At 72.2% G+C, this 22,742-nt stretch carries 22 protein-coding genes and 1 pseudogene; 6 read left to right on the top strand and 17 right to left on the bottom strand.

Translation table 11 applies throughout. From position 1 onward, the window contains the following. The first annotated feature begins 20 nt into the window (after window positions 1-20). On the top strand, window positions 21-1,424 hold the full coding sequence (locus ACIQUT_RS39175) for an IS701 family transposase (RefSeq protein ID WP_403570392.1): 1,404 nt from the start codon (window positions 21-23) through the stop codon (window positions 1,422-1,424). Window positions 1,425-1,689: 265 nt separating this feature from the next. Here the strand turns inward: ACIQUT_RS39175 and fbaA are convergent, their stop codons facing one another. The 7 genes from fbaA to ACIQUT_RS39140 all read right to left on the bottom strand — a co-directional run bounded on the left by fbaA (window position 1,690) and on the right by ACIQUT_RS39140 (window position 8,432). Next, complete coding sequence (gene fbaA, locus ACIQUT_RS39170) at window positions 1,690-2,712, bottom strand: class II fructose-bisphosphate aldolase (protein WP_403570390.1); 1,023 nt, start codon at window positions 2,710-2,712, stop codon at window positions 1,690-1,692. Window positions 2,713-3,006: 294 nt separating this feature from the next. Next, entirely contained in the window at window positions 3,007-3,546 is a 540-nt protein-coding gene (gene pyrE, locus ACIQUT_RS39165; protein ID WP_179175581.1) for an orotate phosphoribosyltransferase, read from the bottom strand. Between the two features lie 30 nt (window positions 3,547-3,576). Next, window positions 3,577-4,365 carry an aldose 1-epimerase gene (locus ACIQUT_RS39160; RefSeq protein ID WP_403570388.1) on the bottom strand — a complete coding sequence of 263 codons (789 nt, stop codon included), beginning with the start codon at window positions 4,363-4,365 and terminating at the stop codon, window positions 3,577-3,579. A 31-nt stretch (window positions 4,366-4,396) separates the two neighbouring features. Further along, entirely contained in the window at window positions 4,397-5,425 is a 1,029-nt protein-coding gene (locus ACIQUT_RS39155) for an SRPBCC domain-containing protein (protein ID WP_403570386.1), read from the bottom strand. A 90-nt stretch (window positions 5,426-5,515) separates the two neighbouring features. After that, window positions 5,516-7,156, bottom strand: a complete 1,641-nt coding sequence (locus ACIQUT_RS39150; RefSeq protein WP_403570384.1) for a polyamine aminopropyltransferase — start codon at window positions 7,154-7,156, stop codon at window positions 5,516-5,518. A gap of 140 nt (window positions 7,157-7,296) precedes the next feature. Next, on the bottom strand, window positions 7,297-7,839 hold the full coding sequence (locus tag ACIQUT_RS39145; RefSeq protein WP_403570382.1) for a DUF2617 family protein: 543 nt from the start codon (window positions 7,837-7,839) through the stop codon (window positions 7,297-7,299). 308 nt (window positions 7,840-8,147) lie between these two features. Further along, complete coding sequence (locus ACIQUT_RS39140; RefSeq protein ID WP_403570380.1) at window positions 8,148-8,432, bottom strand: hypothetical protein; 285 nt, start codon at window positions 8,430-8,432, stop codon at window positions 8,148-8,150. 131 nt (window positions 8,433-8,563) lie between these two features. Here ACIQUT_RS39140 and ACIQUT_RS39135 point away from each other — a divergent pair, with 131 nt between their 5' ends. After that, window positions 8,564-9,760, top strand: a complete 1,197-nt coding sequence (locus ACIQUT_RS39135; protein WP_403570379.1) for a pyridoxal phosphate-dependent aminotransferase — start codon at window positions 8,564-8,566, stop codon at window positions 9,758-9,760. 74 nt (window positions 9,761-9,834) lie between these two features. Here ACIQUT_RS39135 and ACIQUT_RS39130 read toward each other — a convergent pair whose 3' ends face one another. From ACIQUT_RS39130 to clpB, 4 genes are all read right to left on the bottom strand, one after another. Next, window positions 9,835-10,185, bottom strand: coding sequence for a hypothetical protein (locus ACIQUT_RS39130; protein WP_403570377.1), 351 nt, complete (start codon window positions 10,183-10,185; stop codon window positions 9,835-9,837). Next, window positions 10,182-10,667 (bottom strand): prevent-host-death family protein, encoded by a 486-nt coding sequence (locus ACIQUT_RS39125; RefSeq protein ID WP_403570375.1) that lies wholly within the window; start codon window positions 10,665-10,667, stop codon window positions 10,182-10,184. The genes ACIQUT_RS39130 and ACIQUT_RS39125 overlap by 4 nt, the downstream gene beginning before the upstream one ends. 301 nt (window positions 10,668-10,968) lie before the next feature. Continuing rightward, the gene (locus ACIQUT_RS39120; protein ID WP_403570374.1) at window positions 10,969-11,511 is read right to left on the bottom strand and encodes a YbjN domain-containing protein; all 543 of its coding nucleotides are present in this window, start codon (window positions 11,509-11,511) and stop codon (window positions 10,969-10,971) included. 202 nt (window positions 11,512-11,713) lie between these two features. Continuing rightward, window positions 11,714-14,305, bottom strand: a complete 2,592-nt coding sequence (clpB, locus tag ACIQUT_RS39115) for an ATP-dependent chaperone ClpB (RefSeq protein WP_403570372.1) — start codon at window positions 14,303-14,305, stop codon at window positions 11,714-11,716. A 133-nt stretch (window positions 14,306-14,438) separates the two neighbouring features. Between clpB and ACIQUT_RS39110 the strand changes: the two genes are divergently transcribed. Then, entirely contained in the window at window positions 14,439-14,852 is a 414-nt protein-coding gene (locus tag ACIQUT_RS39110; RefSeq protein ID WP_403570370.1) for a pyridoxamine 5'-phosphate oxidase family protein, read from the top strand. A 174-nt stretch (window positions 14,853-15,026) separates the two neighbouring features. Here ACIQUT_RS39110 and ACIQUT_RS39105 read toward each other — a convergent pair whose 3' ends face one another. Together ACIQUT_RS39105 and ACIQUT_RS39100 are read right to left on the bottom strand one after the other, a co-directional pair. Continuing rightward, the gene (locus tag ACIQUT_RS39105) at window positions 15,027-15,341 is read right to left on the bottom strand and encodes a (2Fe-2S)-binding protein (RefSeq protein ID WP_114053450.1); all 315 of its coding nucleotides are present in this window, start codon (window positions 15,339-15,341) and stop codon (window positions 15,027-15,029) included. Further along, entirely contained in the window at window positions 15,338-15,586 is a 249-nt protein-coding gene (locus ACIQUT_RS39100; protein ID WP_403570368.1) for a hypothetical protein, read from the bottom strand. Before ACIQUT_RS39100 ends, ACIQUT_RS39105 begins: the two co-directional genes overlap by 4 nt. 102 nt (window positions 15,587-15,688) lie before the next feature. Between ACIQUT_RS39100 and ACIQUT_RS39095 the strand changes: the two genes are divergently transcribed. Then, window positions 15,689-16,708 (top strand): helix-turn-helix transcriptional regulator, encoded by a 1,020-nt coding sequence (locus tag ACIQUT_RS39095; RefSeq protein ID WP_403570367.1) that lies wholly within the window; start codon window positions 15,689-15,691, stop codon window positions 16,706-16,708. Between the two features lie 97 nt (window positions 16,709-16,805). Here the strand turns inward: ACIQUT_RS39095 and ACIQUT_RS39090 are convergent, their stop codons facing one another. Genes ACIQUT_RS39090 through dnaK form a run of 4 tightly spaced genes read right to left on the bottom strand, consistent with a single transcriptional unit; the run spans window position 16,806 to window position 21,044 of the window. Next, window positions 16,806-17,276 (bottom strand): heat shock protein transcriptional repressor HspR, encoded by a 471-nt coding sequence (locus ACIQUT_RS39090; protein ID WP_403570365.1) that lies wholly within the window; start codon window positions 17,274-17,276, stop codon window positions 16,806-16,808. Window position 17,277: 1 nt separating this feature from the next. Beyond that, on the bottom strand, window positions 17,278-18,456 hold the full coding sequence (gene dnaJ / locus ACIQUT_RS39085) for a molecular chaperone DnaJ (protein ID WP_403570363.1): 1,179 nt from the start codon (window positions 18,454-18,456) through the stop codon (window positions 17,278-17,280). Window positions 18,457-18,504: 48 nt separating this feature from the next. Further along, window positions 18,505-19,200, bottom strand: coding sequence for a nucleotide exchange factor GrpE (gene grpE, locus ACIQUT_RS39080; RefSeq protein WP_403570362.1), 696 nt, complete (start codon window positions 19,198-19,200; stop codon window positions 18,505-18,507). After that, a complete protein-coding gene (gene dnaK / locus ACIQUT_RS39075; RefSeq protein WP_403570360.1) occupies window positions 19,200-21,044 on the bottom strand; it encodes a molecular chaperone DnaK in 1,845 nt (614 codons plus the stop codon). Before dnaK ends, grpE begins: the two co-directional genes overlap by 1 nt. Window positions 21,045-21,283: 239 nt before the next feature. Here dnaK and ACIQUT_RS39070 point away from each other — a divergent pair, with 239 nt between their 5' ends. Continuing rightward, window positions 21,284-21,850, top strand: a complete 567-nt coding sequence (locus tag ACIQUT_RS39070; protein WP_403570358.1) for a sugar transferase — start codon at window positions 21,284-21,286, stop codon at window positions 21,848-21,850. Window positions 21,851-21,960: 110 nt separating this feature from the next. Then, window positions 21,961-22,742: pseudogene (locus ACIQUT_RS39065) on the top strand (iron-sulfur-binding reductase); the annotation flags it as partial.

The following is a 22,742-nucleotide window of genomic DNA, read 5'->3' as shown; positions in this document are numbered from 1 at the left end:
CATCGACGAAGGGGGAAGTCGTGCAAACCGCCATCAGCACGCGCATCGGCACCGCCACCGCAACCGCCTCCCGCACCGCCTCCCGTACGGCCGCACGCACCGCCCCGGGCGGCCGCGCCCACCGCCGGGACACCGCGGCGCCGTACGCCCCCGGGGCCTTCGGCGGCGGCACGGACGGCACCGGTGCCGACGGGGCCGCCGAGGAGCTGTGCGCGGCGGTGTTCACCTCCCTGCGGCGCAAGGACCAGCGCGAACGCGGCCGCCAGTACGTGCGCGGGCTGCTGGAGACGGAGGGCCGCAAGTCGATCCGCAACATCGCCCAGCAGATCAGCGGCGTCGACGCTGCCGGCGCCGGCAGCGCGGCCGCGGAGCAGAGCCTGCACCACTTCATCGCGGCGTCGACCTGGGACTGGCAGCCGCTCCGGACCGCACTGGCGCAGTACCTGGGGCAGACGGCCCCCCTCAACGCCTGGGTGGCGCAGCCGATGGCGATCCCGAAGGGCGGCGAGCACTCGGTGGGCGCCGGGCACCGCTTCGACCCGCACCGGGGTCAGATGTTCCGCGGGCAGCAGGCGTTCGGGATCTGGTACACGTCGGCCCGGGTGGTCACCCCGGTGGGGTGGCGGCTGTTCCTGGACGAGGAGTCGGCGCAGGAGCTCTCGCAGGACTCCGTGCAGGAGGCGGGCCCCGGCGGCGAGGAGTCGTACGAGGGCTGCGCGGTCAGCGGCGTGCTGAACACGGTGCGCGAGTCGGGGACGGCCGTCCGGCCGGTGGTGCTGGACATCCGCGACATCGCGACGCGGGCCACGCTGAACCGGTTCGCCGAGGCGCGGGTGCCGGTGGTGGGGCGGATCAGCCCCGAGGCGCGGCTGCTGGTGACGGACCCGCGGCTGCCGGGCTTCGGCGCGGGGACGCTGGCCGCGCGGGACATCCTGCAGAACGTGCGCGGGCTGCGGATGCCGGTGGAGTGGCCCGACCCGGCGGTGCCGGGGGCGCGGCGCACCTCGCTGGTGGCCGCGGTGCGGGTCATGGTGCCGGACCCGGCTCCGGGGCGGCGGCGCGAGGTGCTGCTGTTCGGGGAGTGGGAGGCGGCCCGGCGGCTGCCGACGCAGCTGTGGGTGACGGACATGGTGCGGACGGACCCGGCGGTGCTGGTGCGGCTGACGAAGACGGCGCTGCGGGTGTCGGCGGCGTCGGCGGCGAGCGGGCAGGAGATCGGCCTGCGGGACTTCTCCGGGCGGTCGCTGCCGGGCTGGCACCGGCACGTGACCCTGGCCTCGGTCGCGCACGCGGCCCGCTGCCTGGGCGCTGCGCAGGCGGCCCCGGCGCCCCGCCCGGCGGACCTCCCGCCCGCCGCGGCCCGGCTCGCCCTGCGCCGCCCCGCCCCGGCCGCCCGCCCCCGCCCGACCCTGGCCGCCCGCTGACCCGACGCCGCCGACCGCGCCGCGCCGCGCCCCGCCCGCCCCGCCCGTGCCGGCGTGCCGGCGGTCGGGCGGTCGGGCGGTCGGGCGCAAAAGTCCGAGCACGCGAAACCTACCCGTGGGTATGCTGCCTCGCGGCGTGATCATCCGCCCCGTCCGGGGAGCACGGGGGAAACCCCGGGCAGGCGGCCGCACACCGATGCCGAAGGGCCCGGCGCACCGCATGAGGACGGTGCGCCGGGCCCTTCGGTCGTACGGCCTTACCGGGTCACTTCAGGCGGGTGCCCGTGGAGCGCAGGTTGGCGCAGGCCTCGGCGACGCGCTGGGCCATGCCCGCCTCGGCCAGCTTGCCCCAGGTGCGCGGGTCGTAGGTGGACTTCTTGCCGACCTCGCCGTCGACCTTCAGGACACCGTCGTAGTTGCGGAACATGTGGTCCACGACCGGGCGGGTGAAGGCGTACTGGGTGTCGGTGTCGAGGTTCATCTTCACGACGCCGTTCTCCAGCGCGGTGGCGATCTCCTCCGCCGTGGAGCCGGAGCCGCCGTGGAAGACGAAGTCGAAGGGGCTGGTCTTGCCGTACTTCTCGCCGACGCCCTGCTGCAGGTCCTTCAGCAGCTCCGGACGCAGGACGACGTTGCCCGGCTTGTAGACGCCGTGCACGTTGCCGAAGGAGGCGGCCAGCAGGTAGCGGCCCTTCTCGCCCAGGCCGAGGGCCTCGGCGGTGCGGATCGCGTCCTCGACGGTGGTGTACAGCTCGTCGTTGATCTCGTGGGTGACGCCGTCCTCCTCGCCGCCGGTCGGGGTGATCTCGACCTCAAGGATGATCTTGGCGGCGGCGGCGCGGGGCAGCAGCTCCTGCGCAATGGCGAGGTTGTCGGCCAGGGTCTCGGCGGAGCCGTCCCACATGTGCGACTGGAACAGCGGGTTCCGGCCGGCCTTCACGCGCTCCTCGGAGAGGGCGATCAGCGGGCGGACGTACCCGTCCAGCTTGTCCTTCGGGCAGTGGTCGGTGTGCAGCGCGATGTTGACGTCGTACTTGGCGGCGACGATGTGCGCGAACTCGGCCAGGGCGACCGCGCCCGTGACCATGTCCTTGCTGTGCTGCCCGCCCAGGAACTCCGCACCACCGGTGGAGATCTGGATGATGCCGTCGCTCTCGGCCTCCGCGAAGCCGCGCAGGGCAGCGTGCAGGGTCTGGCTCGAGGTCACGTTGATGGCCGGGTAGGCGAACTTGCCTGCCTTCGCCCGGTCGAGCATCTCGTTGTAGACCTCGGGGGTTGCGATGGGCATCTGTCCGCTCCTTGGGTGTGCGGGGAGTGTGCGATTGCTGACCCTGACCTGGGGGCGACGTAACCGTCGCGCCTATCTTTCCAGACTCCGCGTGACACTCCACCCGTCCCGGGTGGGCGGATTCCGGAAATCACGCCACCGGGCAGCAAAAAGGCAGGTCAGACCCCGTATACCGGCTCCGCCGGGGCCCGGATGCCGCCAGGGCCCATTCCGGAATGCAAGACCGGAGGGTCCGGAACCCGGGCCGCGGCCCCGGCGGAGGGGGTGCCGTCAGGCCTGACGGCAGGCCTGACGTCAGGCGAGGCCGAGGTCCGACAGCTCGTAGCCGGTCAGGTACGGCAGGCCCGCCCCGGCGATGGCGTCGGAGGCGCCGCGGTCGACGATCGTGGCGACGGCGACGACCTCGCCGCCCGCCTCGCGGACGGCCTCGACGGCGGTCAGCGGGGAGCCGCCGGTGGTGGAGGTGTCCTCGACGACCAGGCAGCGCTTGCCCCGGACGTCGGTGCCCTCGATGCGGCGCTGCATGCCGTGCGCCTTCTGCGCCTTGCGGACGACGAAGGCGTCCAGGCGCCCGCCGCGCGCCGCGGAGGCGTGCAGCATCGAGGTGGCGACGGGGTCGGCGCCCAGGGTCAGGCCGCCGACGCAGTCGTAGTCGAGGTCGGCGGTGAGGTCGAGCATGACCTGGCCGACCATCGGGGCCGCCTCGCCGTCGAGGGTGATCCGGCGGAGGTCGATGTAGTAGTCGGCCTCCTTGCCGGAGGAGAGGGTCACCTTGCCGTGCACGACGGCCTTGTCCTTGATCTGCTGCAGAAGCGCATCGCGTACGTCACTCATGGGCCCGAGCTTAGTTGCGCGGCGTGGGCTCTACGACAGGCGGCGCCACGTCCAGGTCGTGGCGACCTCCAGCGGGTCCACGGGCGTGACCAGCCGCGGCTGGCTGTTCAGACCGTTCGGCGGACCGGACTGCGGCTCGACGCAGACGGCCTCGGGCTGCTCGTCGTAGACCACGACCCACTGGGCCCGGCTGGTGATCCTCAGCTCCAGTTCGCCGGGCCAGGTGAGGGTGGCGTCGACGCCGTAGGGCATGCCGAAGCAGTCGTCCCAGGGGCCGGGCAGCGGGTCGATGCGCCGGCCGGTGGGGAGGTGGTCGTCGCCGCGCTCCTCCTGCCAGGCGGGGTCGAAGTCGAGGCGTACGTCCTCGCCGCCGGCGCCGAGGTTGCGCAGGAACCAGGGGTGCCAGCCGGCCTGGGCGGGGAAGGAGTCGCCGTACGTCTCCACCCCCAGGGTGAGGGTCAGGGAGTCCGGGGCGAGCGCGACGAGCTGGGTGACCCGGCCCGGGTACGGCCAGGGGTCGGCCAGGTCGTACGTGAACGCCGCCTCGGTGGCGTCGGCGTGGGCCCGGCGCCAGGGGGCGTCGCGGCCGAAGCCGTGGAGGGCGTGCGGCGGGTGGTTGACCGGCAGCCGGTGGACGGCCGCCCCGTCGCGGAACTCCCCGTACGCGGTGCGCCCGCACCAGGGCACCATCGGGAAGCAGCCGTACGCGGGGCCTTGGCGCAGCAGCTCCCTGCCGTCGATCCGCAGGCTGCCGATCCGGCAGCCGTTGTCCTGGTCGACCGTCACCTCGGCGCCGCCGGCGCTCAGTTGCGTGCTCATGCGGTCGAGCCTAACGACCTCCGGCGCGGGATCAGCGGCGCCTGCGCAGGGCCCGGCCCAGCACGACCGCCGAGGCCAGGGCCAGGGCGGCGGCCGGGGCGAGCCAGCGCAGGCCGGCGCCGGCGGTGGCGGACGCGGACGCGGGGACCGGGGCGTAGCGGCCGCGCGGGGGCGCGTGGTCGACCTCCTCGGCGCTGCGGCCGATCATGGTGCGGCGGGCGTGGGCGGCTTCAGCGGGGGGCTGCGGGGGGCCGGCGAAGGCGTCGAGGCCGCGCAGGCGGTCCAGCTCCCCGAAGTCGGAGGCGCTTCCGATGTCCTCCAGGTCCCCGAGGCCGCCGAGCTCGCCGAGTCCGTCCAGGTCCCCGAGGCCGTCGAGCGCCTCGTCGGGGGCGGGGTCCGGGGAGGAGGGCGGCCCCTCGGCGCCGAAGGCCGCGGCCGCTGCCCCGCCCGACGCGGACGCGCCGTCTGCGTCGCCCGCGCCGTCCTGCCCGTCCTGCTTGCCCGCGTCGCCCGCGCCACCTGCTTCGCCCGCGCCGCCCGCACCGCCCGCGCCGCCCGCACCGCCCGCGGCGCCCGCCTGTGCCGCCAGCTGTGCGGCGGCCCGGTCCAGCAGCCGCTGCACGGCGGTCCGCACCGCCTCCGGGGCGAAGCCCGCGGCCCGCCCGCCGGCCTCGCCCTCGGCGGTGAACTCCAGCGAGGTCCCGCCGTCGGCCGCCGCCAGCCGCAGCCCGACGGACAGGGTGACGGTTCCGCTGCCGCGGATCTCGGTGCCCTCGCCGGTCACGGCGAAGTGGTCCGGGTCCTGCTCGGTGACGGTCAGGGTGCCGCGGTAGGTGACGGTGTTCGGGCCGACCTTGAGCTTCATCCGGCCCGGCAGCGGCTCCCCGGCCGCCGCGCCGGCCCCCTGCGCGCCCGGGGCCCCCTGCGGACCCGGGGCCTCCGGGGCCTCCGGGGCCGCTTCCGGCTGGAGCCCCGGCACGCAGCGGGCCACCCGGGCGGGGTCGCGCAGCACGGCGCGGAGACGGTCTGCCGGGACCGGAACGAACACCTGATGCTCCATGCGGTCGAGCCTACCGACGACGCCGCCCGCCGCACCCGGTCGGCGGGGCACCGGTTCCGTGTCCCGCCCGGGGCGCGTCACGCGGACCGGTCACGAGTACCGCGGGTGCGGCAGCGTGGACGGCGGCAGCCCCGTCGGCCGCATCCGCTCCGCATCGCGCGCCGCGTCCCGCAGGGACTGCGTGGTCAGGGAGCGCAGCCCCGGCGCCTCCCGGTCGACGCGCAGCTCGGGGGCCCGGTCGCGGCCCGCGAGGACGAAGCCCCAGTCCTGTGGCGGTGCGCCGGTCCCCCCGGGGGTGCGGTCCGGGCCGGCGGCGAAACCGGACAGGCGGCCGCCCGCGCTGTACGGCACGGTGTGCAGGCCGGCGGCGCGCAGGGTGGCCTCGACGGTCCAGTAGGTGTGGGGGCGGGTGGCGAGCGGGCCGGCGTGGACGACGATCCGCCCGCCGGGGGCCAGGGCGCGGGCGGCGAGCCCGTAGAACTCCTGCGAGTACAGCTTCGTACTGGGGGTGATGCCCGGGTCGGGGAGGTCGGAGACGATGACGTCGAAGCGGCGGTGGGCGGCCGGGCCGCGCAGCCAGCGGAACGCGTCCTGCGTGACGACGTCGAGGCGCGGGTCCTCGTGCGCGCGGCCGTTGAGCGCGGACAGCATGGGGTCGGTGCGGGCGAGGCGGACCACGTCGGGGTCGAGCTCGACGACGGTGACGGACGTGACGTCGCGGTGGCGCAGCACCTCGCGGGCGGCGAGCCCGTCGCCGCCGCCGAGGACCAGGACGCGGCGGTGCGGGCCGGCCATCGCGGGGTGGACGAGGGCCTCGTGGTAGCGGTACTCGTCGTAGCCGCTGACCCGCAGCCGGCCGTCGAGGAACAGGTCGAGGGAGCGGGGGGAGCCGGTGGCGGGGCCGGTCAGCACGAGTTCCTGTATCCCGGTCTGGCGGGCGACGCGGACCTCGCCGCCGTAGACGGCGCGCCGGGCGACCTGCTCGAAGTCGTCGGCGAGGGCGGTGGCGCAGCCGAGGACGGCCAGGACGGCGGCGTTCGCACAGATCAGCAGCCAGCGGGAGCGGCGACTGAGGTCGCGGCGGAACAGCCACAGGACGAGGCCGGCGCCGACGACGGCGTTGACGGTGCCGGTCAGCATGGCGCCGGTGAGCTGGCCGAGGACCGGCAGCAGCAGGAAGGGGAAGGCGAGGCCGCCGACGAGGGCGCCCACGTAGTCGGCGGCGAACAGGTCGGCGACGGCCCCGCCCGCGTCCTGGCGGCGGATCCGCTGGATGAGGACCATCAGCAGCGGGATCTCGGCGCCGATGAGCACGCCGATGACGAAGGAGAAGGCGACGAGCGCGGGCCGGGACTCCCCCAGCCAGGCGAAGCTCGCGTACAGCGCCATGGCCGACAGTCCGCCGAGCAGCGCGAGGGCCGCCTCGATGGCGGCGAATCCGAAGGCGGGCCGGTGCCGCAGCCGTTTGGCCAGCAGGGATCCGACGCCCATGGCGAAGACCATGACGGACAGGACGACGGAGGCCTGGGTGACGGAGTCGCCGATCAGGTAGGAGCCGAGGGCGAGCAGTTCCAGTTCGTAGACGAGACCGCAGGCGGCGCAGACGAACACGGTGGCCAGGACGAGGAGTCGGCCGGTCCGGGGCCGTACGGGAAGGGCGGCCGGGACGGTCTCCGTGCCCCGCGGCTCCGGAGCCGGGAGCACCCGGCGCGGGACGGAACGGTCGATCATGCAGCGAACCGTACGTCACCGCCCACACACATCAGGTCACCCACATGGGTGTAAGTCCGGTTTCGCCCCGGCCAGTTGGCGCAACCTGTGCGCCGTGTGGGCGAGGCCGGCGCGCCGCGGCCGCCGGACCCCGGGCCCGGTCACCGGGCGGCGGTCTCGCGGGGGCCGGCGGGTGCGCCGGCGCGCACGCCGACCCTGGTCCGGGTGGCCACCAGCTGGCCTTCCTGCGGGTACGCGTGCCAGGTGCGCCAGCGGACCTGCCCCTCGTGGCGCTGCGCGAGCATCGCGGTGAAGGCGTGCGGGCTGCCCGGAAAGGTTCCGGCCAATCCGTTCGGGTGATCCGCGACCAGCGCGAGGAGCTCCTGCGCCCGGCCCGCGAACGAGCCCTGCGACAGGGTCTCGACGCGCGCGGCGAACTCGTACTCCCAGCCGCTCATCCGCTTGGCCACGCCCAGGGGCAGCGGCGTACGGCTGCCCGGCATGCAGGCGACCGTCTCCGAGCAGAGCACCGCGCCCTCTTCGAGGAGCACTTGGTGGGAGGCTCCGAGCAGGCGCAACTCCACCTTCGCACCTGCCAGTTCGAGGTTCAGCACGGCCAGGGCGGGCAGCCGGTCCCGCCCCAGGGCCCAGGCGAGGTCGGCTGCACGCGTGTCGGTGTAGGTGGTCTGGAGGGTCGTGAGCATGAGTCGGCTCCGCAAACGCGCGAGGGAGAGGGGCCGGACCCCGCCAGCGGTAGTCAACGGGTGGGGGGACACCGGCTCGGGTCCACAGGGAGTCCCGCGAGGTCCGGGGACTGGTCTACTCAACCGAGGGAATCATGAAAGGCACGGCACTCACAGCGTTTTTACCCAACATGGTTGGGTTTACATCCCCGCGGGGGCTCCACAGTTCACGTGTTCACCGGCTCCGCCGAACGGGCCGGTCACAGCCCCGGACACGGGCCGGGCGCGGGGCGGAACCCGCCCGGGCGCGGGGTCCGGGCCGCCCGCCCTCAGCTGCCGCCGCCGCATCCGCCGCCGCAGGAGGACCCGCCGCCGCAGGAGGAGGAAGAGGAGCCGCAGGACACCGAGGAGCCGCAGCCGCTCCCGCTGCTCGCGGAGTTGCCGGCCCACCAGCTCTTCCGGGAGCGGCGGGAGCGGCGGTCCTTCTTGAGCGACACGGAGGGCCGGGAGACGGCGGCACGCGACGCGGCGGCGGCACGGCTGCCGACGACCGCCAGGAGCACGACGACGCCGACGGCGAAGATGCCGAGCAGGATGAAAAAGGCCAGGAGCATGGTCCTTCGACCCCCTTGTGACTGGCCCCGGTCCCCCGGGGAGCGGGATCCCCCGTCCCGCGTGCCAGGGGGATGCCCGCGCGCCACACGATCCAAAGCGCACTTGAGCAAGTCCAGAGGTTCCCTCCAGGATGACGGCCATGAGCGCTCCCGCGGCCGGCCGCCGCCCCTACCTCAACCGCCGCCTGGCGTCCTTCGGCACGACGATCTTCGCGGAGATGTCGGCCCTGGCCGCCCGGACCGGGTCCATCAACCTCGGCCAGGGCTTCCCCGACACCGACGGCCCGGTGCAGATCGCCGAGGCGGCCTCCCGCGCCGTGCTGACGGGCCTCGGCAACCAGTACCCGCCGGGCCCCGGCGTGCCGGAGCTGCGGGCCGCGATCGCCCGCCACCAGCAGCGGTTCTACGGCCTGTCCTACGACCCGGAGACGGAGGTGCTGGTCACGGCGGGCGCGACGGAGGCGATCGCGGCCTCCCTGCTGGCGCTGCTGGAACCGGGTGACGAGGTCATCGCCCTGGAGCCGTACTACGACTCGTACGCGGCGTGCATCGCGATGGCCGGCGCCACCCGGGTCCCGGTCACGCTGCGCCCGCACGCCGGGGCGTTCACCCTCGACCTCGACGAGCTGCGCGCCGCGGTCACCCCGCGCACGCGCCTGCTGCTGCTGAACAGCCCGCACAACCCGACGGGCACCGTGCTGGGCCCCGCCGAGCTGGCCGCCGTCGCCGGGCTCGCGGTCGAGCGGGACCTGCTGGTCGTCACCGACGAGGTGTACGAGCACCTGGTCTTCGACGGCGTCCACACCCCGCTGGCCTCACTGCCCGGCATGCGGGAGCGCACGGTCACCATCTCCTCCGCCGGCAAGACGTTTTCGTTCACGGGGTGGAAGGTCGGCTGGATCACCGCCGCGCCGGAGCTCGTCGCGGCGGTCCGCTCGGCCAAGCAGTTCCTGACCTTCGTCTCGTCGGGCCCGTTCCAGTACGCCATCGCCGAGGCCCTGGACCTGCCCGACACCTACTACGACGGCTTCCGCGCCGAGATGGCCGCCAAGCGCGACCTCCTCGCCGAGGGCCTCGCCGACGCCGGCTTCGAGGTCTTCCGCCCGCAGGGCACGTACTTCATCACCACCGACATCACCCCGCTGGGCGAGAAGGACGGCCTGGCCTTCTGCCGGGCCCTGCCGGAGCGGTGCGGGGTGGTCGCCATCCCGAACCAGGTCTTCTACGACGACCGGTCCGCGGGCGCCACCCACGTCCGCTGGGCCTTCTGCAAGCGGACGGTTGTGTTGGAAGAGGCGGTTGAGCGCCTCGGTCGGCTGGCTCACTGAGCGCGAGCCAGATGGACGTGCAGGCACAGGGCCCGGCCTTTCAGCCGGAGCCCGTGCTGCACGGGAACTACGAGTTACTCGGTGTCCTTGGGGTGCCGCGTGGCTGCGTAGACCAGGATGACGGTCAACGTCTCGGGGCTGACCAGGTAGCGCACGCGGCCGCCACTCGTCACCTCGAACTCCCATTGCTCAAGAGCCGAGCCCTTCCACTCCTTGGTGGCGAGCCTCCCGCGTAGCTGGTGCTGACGGTTCCAGTCGTCACGCGACAGCGGGTCGGTACGCAACGCCTCCAGGCATCTGTGGGCGCTGGGCAGAGCCACGCGACACAGCTCCTCCCAGCCCGTCACCGCCTCCGTGGTCCCGAAGACCACGTTCCAGCCGCTCAGAGGTGGAACGCTGACACGATCGCCCTTCTTCGGGCTCACCCGCCCACCTCGACCGGACCCAGGTCATCCCCATCGAGCGGGCGCAGGGCTTCCTTGAGCTGCTCCGGATCCGCGTTGACACGAGCCGTCGCCCTCCACGAGACGAGCGCGCGGTGCACGGCTTCCCGCGCACCCAGCTCCGCCGCATCGGAAAGTGCTCCCAGGAGTTCCACCGTGAACGCACGCATCTCTTCGTCGTCCAGGTGCCGCACCCAAGGGAAAACCTCGGGCAGCGCCAGCAGGAGCGACCGGGCTCCGTCATCGTGCTTCATGAGTGCGAGGAAGAGCCGCGACGCCGTCGTGAGGTTCTCCTCGGTGCGCTCCGCGTGCACGGCCGTCGTCAGCACCATGTCGGGCGCGTCCCGATGCGTGACACGCAGAGCGCCGAGGGCGGCGGCCCGGGCGGCCACTGCCTTCGGGTTTCTCGACAGATCCGTGAACGAAACCGATTCGGGCTCGGCTCCCGGGTAAGCAAGGCTCATACTCGGACTGTACTCAGATTGTGTTCTGAGTGCCAGAGTTTTCCCTGGTGCTCCGTGCTCATGCCTTGCCCTTCTGCAAGCGCACCGAGGTCCTCCGGGAGGCGGTGGCCCGCCTGCGCCGGCTCACCGGCTGAGCACCGGCCGGACCCGCAACGGCACGAGCCGGACCCTTAACGGCGCGAGCCCGGCCGGGCTCCGCGGTGTGGTGACCGCGGGGCCGGCCGGGCTCGCGTACGGCTACGGGGCGTACCTCCCGGTGGTCGCCAGGATGCCTCCCTGAGCGCGGGCGGTGGGGCGGGGACTAGCTGTCCTCGCCGTCCTCGTCCTCGCCGCCCTCGGCGCCGTCCAGGTCCTTCTCCAGGCCGAGCTGCTCCACGAGCCACTTGTCGAACTCGATGGAGGCACGGACCCAGCTGACCGTGGAGGACACGAAGTGCTCCAGGCTGACGCCGGTGCCGATCAGCATCTGCGCCTCGCCGATCAGGCGGACGGAACCGTCGTCGTGGGTGTGGCTGTAGACCTTCGGCCACAGGGTGCGGCGGTTCCAGTCGTCGATGGACTCCAGCAGCTGCGGCTTGTCCTCGATGGCGTGGGGGCGGTCGTAGAAGGTCCGGACGGAGAAGACCTGCTGTTCGTTCTCGCCGCGGAACATGAAGTACGTGCGGAACTCCTCCCACGGCGCCGCGAGGTCACCCTCGTCGTCGACGACGTACTTGAGCTCCATCTGCTCCAGCAGCTGCTTGACCAGATCCTGGTCGGGGACCACGGGGCCCGCCGGTCCTGTGGCCTGCGGTTCGGGCTGCTGCCCTCCGAAATTCGGAATCGAGGCCGGGTCGATGCTCACCGTGTTCTTCCCTTCGTGCGGATGAAGTCATCCTCCCCCATTCCTCCTACCCCGTGTCCAGCCCCGCACCGGTGATCCGCTCCGAGCGGACAGGGATGCGCCCCCGGCAGGGACGCGGCACTGCCGCGAAGCCCCCGCCGGGGGCTTCGCCGGAGCCCTCTGAGGGCCGCCAGTGGGCCGCCAGAGGGCCATCGGAGGGCCTTCAGAGGACCTTGCCGACCAGCAGGTCGTCGCCGGCGACGTCCACCCGTACGGTGTCGCCGTCGCGGACCTCGCCGGCCAGGATCTCCTTGGCGAGGCGGTCGCCGACCGCCGTCTGGATCAGGCGGCGCAGCGGTCGGGCACCGTACGCGGGGTCGTTGCCCTTGTCGGCGAGCCAGGCCAGGGCCTCGGGGGTGACGTCGAGGGTCAGGCGGCGGTCGGCCAGGCGCCTGGCGAGGCGGCCCATCTGGAGCTCGGCGATGTGGGCCAGCTCGTCCCTGGTCAGGGCGGAGAAGACGACGAGGTCGTCGAGCCGGTTGAGGAATTCCGGCTTGAAGGAGGCGCGGACGACGTCCAGGACGTTCTTGCGCTTCTCCTCGGGGGAGGCGACCGGGTCCATCAGGAACTGGCTGCCGAGGTTGGAGGTGAGGATGAGGATGGTGTTGCGGAAGTCCACGGTGCGGCCCTGGCCGTCCGTGAGCCGGCCGTCGTCGAGGACCTGGAGCAGGATGTCGAAGACCTCCGGGTGGGCCTTCTCGACCTCGTCCAGCAGGACGACGGAGTACGGGCGGCGGCGGACCGCCTCGGTCAGCTGGCCGCCCTCCTCGTAGCCGACGTAGCCGGGCGGGGCGCCGACGAGGCGGGCGACGCTGTGCTTCTCGGAGTACTCGGACATGTCGATGCGGACCATGGCCCGCTCGTCGTCGAAGAGGAAGTCCGCGAGGGCCTTGGCCAGCTCGGTCTTGCCGACGCCGGTGGGGCCGAGGAAGAGGAACGAGCCGGTCGGCCGGTCGGGGTCGGCGATGCCCGCGCGGGTGCGGCGGACGGCGTCGGAGACGGCCCGGACGGCCTCGCCCTGGCCGATCAGCCGGCGGCCGAGCTCGTCCTCCATGCGCAGCAGCTTCTGGGTCTCGCCCTCCAGGAGGCGGCCGGCCGGGATGCCCGTCCAGGCGCCGACGACGTCCGCGATGTCGTCGGGGCCGACCTCGTCCTTGACCATGGTGCGCTTGGCTGCCTCCGCCTCCGCCTCGGCCTCGGTGGCCTCGGCGAGCTCCCGCTCCAGCGCCGGGATCTCCCCGTAGAGCAGCTTGGAGGCGGTGTCGAAGTCGCCGTCGCGCTGGGCGCGCTCGGACTGGCCGCGCAGCTCGTCGAGGCGCTCCTTGAGCTCGCCGACCCGGTTGAGGGACTGCTTCTCCTTCTCCCAGCGGGCGGTCAGGCCGCGCAGCTCCTCCTCCTTGTCGGCGAGGTCCTTGCGGAGCTTGTCCAGGCGCTCGCGCGAGGCCGGGTCGGACTCGTTCTTCAGCGCCAGCTCCTCCATCCGCAGGCGGTCGACGGCGCGCTGCAGCTCGTCGATCTCCACGGGGGAGGAGTCGATCTCCATGCGGAGCCGGGAGGCGGCCTCGTCGACGAGGTCGATGGCCTTGTCGGGCAGGAAGCGGGAGGTGATGTACCGGTCGGAGAGGGTCGCGGCGGCCACCAGGGCGCTGTCGTTGATCTGTACCTTGTGGTGGGCCTCGTAGCGGCCCTTGAGGCCGCGCAGGATGGCGATGGTGTCCTCGACGGTCGGCTCGGCGACCAGGACCTGCTGGAAGCGGCGCTCCAGCGCCGGGTCCTTCTCGATCCGCTCGCGGTACTCGTCGAGGGTGGTGGCGCCGACCATGCGCAGTTCGCCGCGGGCCAGCATCGGCTTGAGCATGTTGCCGGCGTCCATGGCCGAATCGCCGCCGGCGCCCGCGCCGACGACGGTGTGCAGCTCGTCGATGAAGGTGATGATCTGGCCCTCGCTGGACTTGATCTCGGCGAGGACGGTCTTCAGGCGCTCCTCGAACTCGCCGCGGTACTTGGCGCCCGCGACCATCGCGCCGAGGTCGAGGGAGACCAGGCGCTTGTTCTTCAGGGACTCGGGGACGTCGCCCTTGACGATGCGCTGGGCGAGTCCCTCGACGACGGCGGTCTTGCCGACGCCGGGCTCGCCGATGAGCACCGGGTTGTTCTTGGTGCGCCGGGACAGGACCTGGACGACCCGGCGGATCTCGTGGTCCCGGCCGATGACGGGGTCGAGCTTGCCCTCGCGGGCCGCGGCCGTGAAGTCCGTGCCGAACTTCTCCAGGGCCTTGTACTGGCCCTCCGGGTCGGGGGTGGTCACCCGCCGTCCTCCTCGTGCGTTCTCGAAGGCGTCCAGCAGCTTCTTCGCCGTCGCGCCCTGGGCGGAAAGGACCTCTCCGGCCGCGCCGCCCTTGCCGGCGGTCGCGATGAGCAGGTGCTCGGTGGAGAGGTAGTCGTCGCCGAGCTCCTTGGCCTGCCGGTCGGCCTCGGCGAGTACGGCGAGCAGCTCGCGGGTGGGCTGCGGGGGCGCGACCGTGGAGCCGGTGGCGCTGGGCAGTGCGGCGAGGAGCCGCTCGGCGCCGGACCGCACGGCGGCCTGGTCGGCCTCGGTGGCCGCGAGGAGGTCGGTGAGGTTCTCGTTGTCCTCGCCGGCGAGCAGGGCCAGCAGCAGGTGTGCCGGGGTCAGGTCGGCGTGGCCGTCCTTGACGGCGCGGCTGGTGGCGTTGTTCAGCGCGTCCCGGCTCTTGTTGGTCAGCTCGGCGTCCACGTGCGGCTTCTCCTCTCCGTACGGTGCATCCGTGTCGGGGCTGCATCAGGCGATCTGACACACTCAACGTGCGCAAAGTTGAGTCTATTCCACTCAAGGCGGGTTTCGGGGCGCGAAGTCGTACGCTCTGCGCATGTCCCATGACGTACTCAACCCGACGCCCGAGTACCTCGCCTTCTGGCGGGAGCGGCACGTCTGCACGCTGACCACCCCGCGCCCGGACGGCACCCCGCACGTGGTGCCCGTGGGGGTGACGTACGACCCGGAGGCCGGCCTGGCCCGGGTGATCAGCAACAAGCACAGCAAGAAGGTCCGCAACGTGCTGGCGGCCCAGGCGGTGGAGCCGGGCTCGGCCCGCGCCGCGGTGTGCCAGATGGAGGGGCGCCGCTGGGCGACCCTGGAGGGCCGCGCGGTGGTCCGCACGGACGAGGAGGCGGTCGCGGACGCGGTCGCGCGCTACGCGGAGCGGTACGGGCGGATGCCCTCACCGAACCCGGACCGGGTGGTCATCGAGATCGCGCTGGACCGGGCGATGGGCCGCGCCTGAGCCCGCCGCGCCCGCGCCGGGGGCTCCGGAGGATTCCGGACGGTCCGGGTCCCACCTTGTCCGGTTCGACTACTGGACGGCGAAACCACAACGGCGCCATCGTGGTCAGGTCCACGATGGCGCCGTTGTGTGGGGGAAGCACCTGGAGCGATCTGCAACGACGGGGGAATCGCCTCAGGCACTGCGGGGGGTGGCGGTGGTGATGTCGGGTTCGAAGAGCTGGTGGTCGCGCTGGTCGAGGTTGACGAAGACCATGCCGTAGCGCACCTCGCAGCGGACCGGCTGCGGCGCGCCGCGGGGGCGGCGCAGGCAGCGGTACGCCCGCACGTCCTCGTCCTCCTCGCGCGTGATCACGATGGGCTGGCCGAAGAGGGTGACCATCAACGAGTCGCCGACCTGGGGGATGGCCGTCGCGAGGTCGATGAACTGCCAGCCGGAGCGGTAGGCGGAGGCCATTTCGCGGCGGAAGCCGCGGTCATCGGGGGTCATACCGCGCTCTCCACGACAAGGGCTGCGGAATCGGCATCTGCGGGGGTCGAGCGCCAGCCGCTGTCCAGCGGGGTCGCGCGCCAGCCGCTGTCCGCCGAGGGCTCGCGCCAGCCGCTGTCCGCGACCGCCGCCTGGATGTCCGCAGCACCTCCGGCGCCCCCCAGCGTGCCCGCGGCGAGTCCCAGACCGGCCACAGCCGAGAAGATGACGGTGGCAAGCGCCGAGCGAAGCATTCTCTTGTTCATGGTCGGCTTCGTCCTCACTTGATGAAATCCTCTCCCCCGCCTGTCAGACGATGGCTCATTCAGGCACGTCGCTGCCACAGGGACGATGCATCATGTTCTTGCATGTTCAGGACCCTGGGGGGTGGAGATTTGACAATAAACACAGCAAAAGCGACACATCCCCACTCGGTCGCGAACCTGTGCCCCGAAGGAGCGCGCCTCTACACGAGCGCGCTGCGCACCGGTCGCATCGCACGTGGAGACGCGGAAGCCGCACCCTGCCTGCTCGACCTGGCCCTGCTGCAGCCGGATCCTGATGACGTCAATTCACTGCGCCCGGTTCCACCGGCGGTCGCTCTGGCCCAGCGGCTGCATCCGATCGAACGCGAGATCCGCGAGCGGCACCGCGATTCTCTCGAACTCTCCGAAGCGTTCGAGCCGTTTCTCGCCATCAGCGCACAGGCCCCGGCCAGCACGCACGCCATCACCGTGCTGGAGGGCTTCGACGCCATCAACGCCGCCCTCAACCTGGCCACCGCCGAGTGCCACACCGAGATGCTCACCGTCCAGCCCGGCGGCGCCCGCCCCAGCCTCGAGCTTACGGAAGCCCTGGAGCGCGACCAGCCGCTGACCGACCGCGGTGTCCGGATCCGGACCCTCTACCAGCACACGGTCCGCCACAGCCGGGGCACGCTCGCGTACGTGGACATCCTCAAGGCCGGCAAGGTCGAGGTGCGCACGCTGGAGGAGCTCTTCGAACGGCTCATCATCTTCGACCGCACGGTCGCCTTCATACCCGCCAGTGACGACCGCCAGGTGGCCCTGGAGCTGCGCCACCCGGGGCTCGTGGACTACCTCATCAAGGTCTTCGAGCAGCTGTGGCACCGCGCCGTGCCGCTGCAGGAGGAAGTGACGTACCAGCCCACCCGGGACGGCATCTCGGGCGTGCAGCGCACCATCGCCCAGCTCCTCGTCGAGGGGCACGTGGACGAGGCCATCGCCCGCCGGCTGGGCATGAACGTACGGACCTGCCGCGCGCACATCGCGAAGCTCGCCAGCACCCTCGGCAGCGGCAGCCGCGCCCAACTCGGCTTCCTCATCGCCCGGTCGGGGATCCTGGAGGAGAGCGGCCCCGACTGCTGAGGCGGCGCACGCCGGCGCGGCGGCACATCGACGCAGAAGGCCCTGCCCGGGACGTGCCCGGGCAGGGCCTTCTGCGTCGATGCGTCGGCGCGCGCCGCTAGTCGTTCGTCCGCTTCGGGGCGGGACGCCAGACGACGAGGGCGTTGCCGCCCACCGGCGGCTGGTACTTGACCAGGTCGCGGCGGTACGAGGCGTGCACCTGGGCCTCGCGCTGCTGCATCACCGCGGCCGCGCCCTCGACGGCGGCCGAGAGCTCGGCCACGCGCTGTTGGAGCGCCTCGACCTGGTTCTGCAGCTCGATGATCCGCTTGATGCCGGCGAGGTTGATGCCCTCGTCCTGGGACAGCGCCTGCACCGTGCGGAGCAGCTCGATGTCCCTGGCCGAATACCGCCGTCCGCGGCCCGCCGTGCGGTCCGGGGAGACCAGGCCGAGGCGGTCGTACTGGCGCAGGGTCTGCGGGTGGAGACCCGAGAGCTGGGCGGCCACCGAGATCACGTAGACCGGGGTCTCGTCGGTCAGCTCGTATGCCCCGCCGCCGAAGCGGGGCTGTCGTCGGCGGCCGTCCATGTCATGCTCCCTTCGCAGACTCGAACAGCGCGGCACGCGGGTCGTCCGACTCCGTCGCGTCGCGGTACATCTCCAGCGCCTCGCGGGCCTTGTCCGTCAGCGCGGACGGGACCGCGACCTCCACCGTCACCAGCAGGTCGCCGCGGGTGCCGTCCTTGCGGACCGCGCCCTTGCCGCGGGCGCGCATGGTGCGGCCCGACGGGGTGCCCGGCGGCAGCTTCAGCGTCACCGCGGGCCCGCCCAGCGTCGGGACCTTGATGTCGGCGCCCAGGGCCGCCTCGGAGATCGTCACGGGGACGGTCACCGTCAGGTTGTCATCCCTGCGGCCGAAGACCGGGTGGCTGCCCACGTGGACGACGACGTACAGGTCGCCGGCCGGGCCGCCGCGCTCGCCCGGCGCACCCTTGCCGCGCAGCCGGATCCGCTGGCCGTCGGAGACGCCCGCCGGGATCCGGACCTGCATGGTCCGGGAGGACTTGGCGCGGCCGCTGCCCTTGCAGACGTCGCAGGGGGTCTCCGCGATCAGGCCGCGGCCCTTGCAGTCCGCGCAGGGGTCCGTCAGCGAGAAGCCGCCGCCGCTGCCCCGCGAGACCTGGCCGGTGCCGACGCAGGTCGGGCACACCCGGGGGGTGCCGTTCTTGTCGCCGGTGCCCGAACAGGCCTTGCAGGGGGCCTGGGAGGACATCCGGAGCGGGACCGTGGCCCCGTCCACCGCCTCCGTGAAGGAGAGGGTGACCTCGGACTCGACGTCCTGGCCCCGGCGCGGCTGGGTGCGGGTCCCCGCACCGGCGCCGCCCCGGTTGAACAGGCCGCCGAACACGTCACCGAGGCCGCCGCCGCCGCCGAAGCCGCCGGGGCCGCCGCCCTGGGCGCCCCCGAACAGGTCGCCCAGGTCGAAGTTGAAGGAGCCGCCCGCGCCGGGACCGGGGCGGAAGCCGCCGTTCCCGAACAGCGCGCGGGCGTCGTCGTACTCCTTGCGCTTCTTGGCGTCGCCGAGGATGTCGTTCGCCTCGGAGATCTCCTTGAAGCGCTCCTCGGCCTCGGCGTCGCCCTTGTTGGCGTCCGGGTGGAACTCGCGGGCGAGCTTCCGGTACGCCTTCTTGATCTCCGCCTCGGTGGCGTCCTTCGGGACACCGAGGACCTTGTAGTAGTCCTTCTCGACGAAGTCCTTCGTGCTCATCCCCGGCGTCCCTCCTCTCGTGCCGTCACATGATCAGCTTTGCGGACGTCAGCCCTTGTCGGCTGCATCCGCGTCCTTGTCCGCAGGCGTGTCGCCCTCCCCGGACTCGGACTTCGGAGCCGCGCCCGGCTGGGGCTCGGCCACCGCGACCCGCGCGGGGCGGATCGTGCGCTCGCCGATCCGGTACCCGGGCTGCAGGATCGCCACGCAGGTCGTCTCGGTGACGTCCGGCGCGTACGAGTGCATCAGGGCCTCGTGGATCGTCGGGTCGAAGGGCTCGCCCTCCTTGCCGAACTGCTGCAGACCCAGCTTGGCGGCAGCGGTCTCCAGCGATTCGGCCACCGACTTGAAGCCGCCGACCAGTTCGCCATGGTCCCTCGCCCGGCCGATGTCGTCCAGGGTCGGGAGCAGCTCGGACAGCAGGTTCGCGACCGCGATCTCCTTGACGGCGATGCGGTCCCGCTCCACGCGGCGACGGTAGTTCTGGTACTCCGCCTGGAGCCGCTGGAGGTCACCGGTGCGCTCGGCGAGCGCCGTACGGGCCTGGTCCAGCTGCGCCACCAGGGCCGCGTTCGGGCCCTGGGCGGAGGGGGTGGACTGGTCGGACTGTGCTCCGGAGTCCCCGGCCGGGGCCGCCGGCTCCTCGGAGGAGGAGTCGGCGGACTTCGGCTCGGCAGCGTCCTCGGGGGTGGCGCCGTTGGGGACTTCGGGCTTCTCCTCGAAACCCGCGGTCTCCTCCGGCATCAGGCCGCGCCACCCTTCGGCTTCTCGTCGTCGACGATCTCGGCGTCGACGACGTCGTCATCGGCCTTGGCCTGGCCCGCGTCACCGGCACCGCCGGCGGCCTGGGCGCCCTGGGCGTCGGCGTAGATCGCCTGGCCGAGCTTCTGGCTGACCGCGGCGACCTTCTCGGTCGCGGTGCGGATCTCGGCCGTGTCCTCGCCCTTGAGCTTCTCCTTCAGCTCGGCGACGGCACCCTCGACCTCGGTCTTGACGTCGCCCGGGACCTTGTCCTCGTTGTCCTTGACGAACTTCTCCGTCTGGTACACGAGCTGCTCGGCCTGGTTGCGGGTCTCGGCGGCCTCGCGGCGGCGCTGGTCCTCCTCCGCGTACTGCTCGGCCTCCTGGCGCATCCGGTCGACCTCGTCCCGGCCGAGCGAGGAGCCGCCGGTGACGGTCATCTTCTGCTCCTTGCCCGTGCCCAGGTCCTTCGCGGTCACGTGCATGATGCCGTTGGCGTCGATGTCGAAGGAGACCTCGATCTGCGGGACGCCGCGCGGGGCCGGCGGCAGGCCCGTCAGCTCGAACATGCCGAGCTTCTTGTTGTACGCCGCGATCTCGCGCTCACCCTGGTAGACCTGGATCTGCACGGACGGCTGGTTGTCCTCGGCCGTCGTGAAGATCTCCGACCGCTTGGTCGGGATCGTGGTGTTGCGCTCGATGAGCTTGGTCATGATGCCGCCCTTGGTCTCGATGCCGAGGGACAGCGGGGTCACGTCGAGGAGCAGGACGTCCTTGACCTCACCCTTGAGGACACCGGCCTGGAGGGTGGCGCCGATGGCGACGACCTCGTCCGGGTTCACGCCCTTGTTGGCCTCCTTGCCGCCGGTCAGCTCCTTGACGAGCTCGGCGACGGCCGGCATGCGGGTGGAGCCGCCGACGAGGACCACGTGGTCGATGTCGGAGAGCGCGATGCCCGCGTCCTTGATCACGTTGTGGAACGGGACCTTGCAGCGGTCCAGCAGGTCCGAGGTCAGCTGCTGGAACTGGGCGCGGGTGAGCTTCTCGTCCAGGTGCAGCGGGCCCTCGGCGGAGGCCGTGATGTAGGGCAGGTTGATCGTGGTCTCCGTGGAGGAGGACAGCTCGATCTTCGCCTTCTCGGCGGCCTCGCGCAGACGCTGGAGCGCCATCTTGTCCTTGGCCAGGTCGACGCCGTGGCCGCCCGTGAACTGCTTCACCAGGTAGTCGACGACGCGCTGGTCCCAGTCGTCACCACCGAGGTGGTTGTCACCGTTGGTGGCCTTGACCTCGACGACACCGTCGCCGATCTCCAGGAGCGACACGTCGAAGGTGCCGCCACCGAGGTCGAAGACGAGGATCGTCTGGTCGTCCTTGTCCAGGCCGTAGGCCAGGGCGGCGGCGGTCGGCTCGTTGACGATGCGCAGGACGTTCAGGCCCGCGATCTCGCCGGCCTCCTTGGTGGCCTGGCGCTCGGAGTCGTTGAAGTACGCCGGGACGGTGATGACCGCGTCGGTGACCTTCTCACCCAGGTAGGCCTCGGCGTCGCGCTTCAGCTTCTGCAGGATGAAGGCGCTCATCTGCTGCGGGTTGAAGTCCTTGCCGTCCAGGTTGATCTTCCAGTCGGTGCCCATGTGGCGCTTCACCGAGCGGATGGTGCGGTCGACGTTGGTGACCGCCTGGCGCTTGGCGACCTCGCCGACGAGGACCTCGCCGTTCTTGGCGAAGGCGACGACGGACGGCGTGGTCCTGGCGCCCTCGGCGTTGGTGATGACGGTGGGCTCGCCGCCTTCGAGAACGCTGACGACGGAGTTAGTGGTGCCCAGGTCGATGCCGACCGCACGTGCCATTTCAATTCCTCCAGCTGACTTGAGTGGAACAGACTCAAGAGTGCACGACGCCTCGGCGCGCGTCAACAGAGGTGAGTGGAGTCGACTCAACTTTTATCCCGGTCTTACGCTCATTCGGTGGCCGGACCGCGGCATATCTGCAGGCGCCCCCCTGGCGGGGCAGGGCCGAGTGGGCGATGCTCACCCCCTCCGCTGCGCGGCGTCCGGGAACCTCCGCGAGGGCAGGGCACGGTGCGTGCATGCCGCTGCCGCCGCTCACACTCCTCCCGGTCCGGCTCCCGCGCCCGCCGCTGCCCCGGCTCCCGCGGCGCCCCGCCTACCCGGCGAAGCGGGCGGTCGACCTCCTCGGGGCGGCCGCGCTCCTGTGCGCCTTCCTGCTGCCGCTGCTGCTCGCCGCGGCGCTGCTGTACGCGGCCCGGCGGGGCGGCCGGGTCCTCGCCCGCGACCCGGCGGCCGGGCTGGGCGGCCGCCCGTTCCGCACCTGGCGGCTGCGGACGGACGGGGCCGGCCGGACCGGCCGGGCGGTGCGGCGCTGCACACTGGATGCGATGCCGCAGCTGCTGAACGTGCTGCGGGGGCAGATGTCACTGGTCGGGCCGCGCCCCGAAGCCCGTACCGACCGGCCGGACCGGCTGCTGGTTCGCCCCGGAATGACCGGTCTGTGGCAGGTGAGTGCGCGCTCCGACCTCCCCTGGGAGGAGATGGCGCTGCTGGACCGGCACTATGTGGAGAGCCATTGGCTGGGGATGGATCTCGCAATCCTGGCGCAGACCCCTCGGGCGGCCCGTAAACACAGGCATGCCTGAGCGACGCAGATCACCGCACGCTCGTCTACATTGCGGCGCGGAGAATGGGTAACCTCAAGCCTTGACTCAATAAGTTACTGCTTAGTAAGTCCCGCCCGAGGAGCCCTCCCATGCAACTCGCCGCGATCATCGTGTCGCTGGTCCTGACCGTGGTCGGCGTCGCGCTGCTCGCCCGAGCCGTGGCGCAGATCTACCGGTTCGTGAAACTCGGACAACCCGTGCCGGCCGGCAGCCGCACGGACGACCCGAAGGCACGAACGATCACCCTGGTCCGGGAGTTCCTCGGGCACAGCCGGATGAACCGCTGGGGCATCGTCGGCTTCGCGCACTGGTTCGTCGCGATCGGCTTCCTGACGCTGCCCCCGACACTGGCGCAGGCGTACGGCCAGCTCTTCCAGGCCGACTGGACGCTGCCGGTCATCGGCGGGTTCCTGCCGTTCGAGCTGTACATCGAGTTCATCGGCCTGATGACGGTCCTCGGCATCGTCGTGCTGATGGCGATCCGCCTGATGTCGCTGCCGTCGCGGGCCGGCCGCAAGTCGCGCTTCGCGGGCTCCAAGGCCTGGCAGGCGTACTTCGTCGAGTACGTCATCCTCACCATCGGCCTGGCGATCCTGGCCCTGCGCGGCCTCGAGGGCGCGATCCACCACGTCGACTCGTACGAGCCGGCGTACTTCGTGTCGTACCCGCTGGTGCTGGCCTTCAAGGGCCTGTCGCTGCCGGCCCTGCAGAACGCCATCTACTTCACCGCGATGATCAAGATCGGCACCTCGCTGATCTGGATGATCACCGTCTCGCTGAACACCAACATGGGTGTCGCCTGGCACCGCTTCCTCGGCTTCCCGAACATCTGGTTCAAGCGCAACGCCGACGGCGCGAGCGCGCTGGGTGC

Origin of the sequence: Streptomyces sp. NPDC090445 (genome assembly GCF_044769385.1) — a bacterium.
In the GTDB taxonomy this organism is placed as follows: domain Bacteria; phylum Actinomycetota; class Actinomycetes; order Streptomycetales; family Streptomycetaceae; genus Streptomyces.
This window is presented reverse-complemented; position numbering and strand designations above follow the sequence as displayed.

Coding starts and splice junctions, on each gene's coding strand:
- ACIQUT_RS39125 (WP_403570375.1), bottom strand. CDS start 10,667: ATGAGCCTTGCTTACCCGGGAGCCGAGCCCGAATCGGTTTCGTTCACG.
- ACIQUT_RS39140 (WP_403570380.1), bottom strand. CDS start 8,432: ATGCTCCTGGCCTTTTTCATCCTGCTCGGCATCTTCGCCGTCGGCGTC.
- dnaJ (WP_403570363.1), bottom strand. CDS start 18,456: ATGAGCACGAAGGACTTCGTCGAGAAGGACTACTACAAGGTCCTCGGT.
- ACIQUT_RS39095 (WP_403570367.1), top strand. CDS start 15,689: ATGTTCAGGACCCTGGGGGGTGGAGATTTGACAATAAACACAGCAAAA.
- ACIQUT_RS39135 (WP_403570379.1), top strand. CDS start 8,564: ATGACGGCCATGAGCGCTCCCGCGGCCGGCCGCCGCCCCTACCTCAAC.
- dnaK (WP_403570360.1), bottom strand. CDS start 21,044: ATGGCACGTGCGGTCGGCATCGACCTGGGCACCACTAACTCCGTCGTC.
- ACIQUT_RS39150 (WP_403570384.1), bottom strand. CDS start 7,156: ATGATCGACCGTTCCGTCCCGCGCCGGGTGCTCCCGGCTCCGGAGCCG.
- ACIQUT_RS39145 (WP_403570382.1), bottom strand. CDS start 7,839: ATGCTCACGACCCTCCAGACCACCTACACCGACACGCGTGCAGCCGAC.
- ACIQUT_RS39155 (WP_403570386.1), bottom strand. CDS start 5,425: ATGGAGCATCAGGTGTTCGTTCCGGTCCCGGCAGACCGTCTCCGCGCC.
- ACIQUT_RS39100 (WP_403570368.1), bottom strand. CDS start 15,586: ATGAACAAGAGAATGCTTCGCTCGGCGCTTGCCACCGTCATCTTCTCG.
- ACIQUT_RS39090 (WP_403570365.1), bottom strand. CDS start 17,276: ATGGACGGCCGCCGACGACAGCCCCGCTTCGGCGGCGGGGCATACGAG.
- ACIQUT_RS39070 (WP_403570358.1), top strand. CDS start 21,284: ATGCCGCTGCCGCCGCTCACACTCCTCCCGGTCCGGCTCCCGCGCCCG.
- grpE (WP_403570362.1), bottom strand. CDS start 19,200: ATGCCGGAGGAGACCGCGGGTTTCGAGGAGAAGCCCGAAGTCCCCAAC.
- pyrE (WP_179175581.1), bottom strand. CDS start 3,546: ATGAGTGACGTACGCGATGCGCTTCTGCAGCAGATCAAGGACAAGGCC.
- fbaA (WP_403570390.1), bottom strand. CDS start 2,712: ATGCCCATCGCAACCCCCGAGGTCTACAACGAGATGCTCGACCGGGCG.
- ACIQUT_RS39160 (WP_403570388.1), bottom strand. CDS start 4,365: ATGAGCACGCAACTGAGCGCCGGCGGCGCCGAGGTGACGGTCGACCAG.
- ACIQUT_RS39110 (WP_403570370.1), top strand. CDS start 14,439: ATGTCCCATGACGTACTCAACCCGACGCCCGAGTACCTCGCCTTCTGG.
- ACIQUT_RS39105 (WP_114053450.1), bottom strand. CDS start 15,341: ATGACCCCCGATGACCGCGGCTTCCGCCGCGAAATGGCCTCCGCCTAC.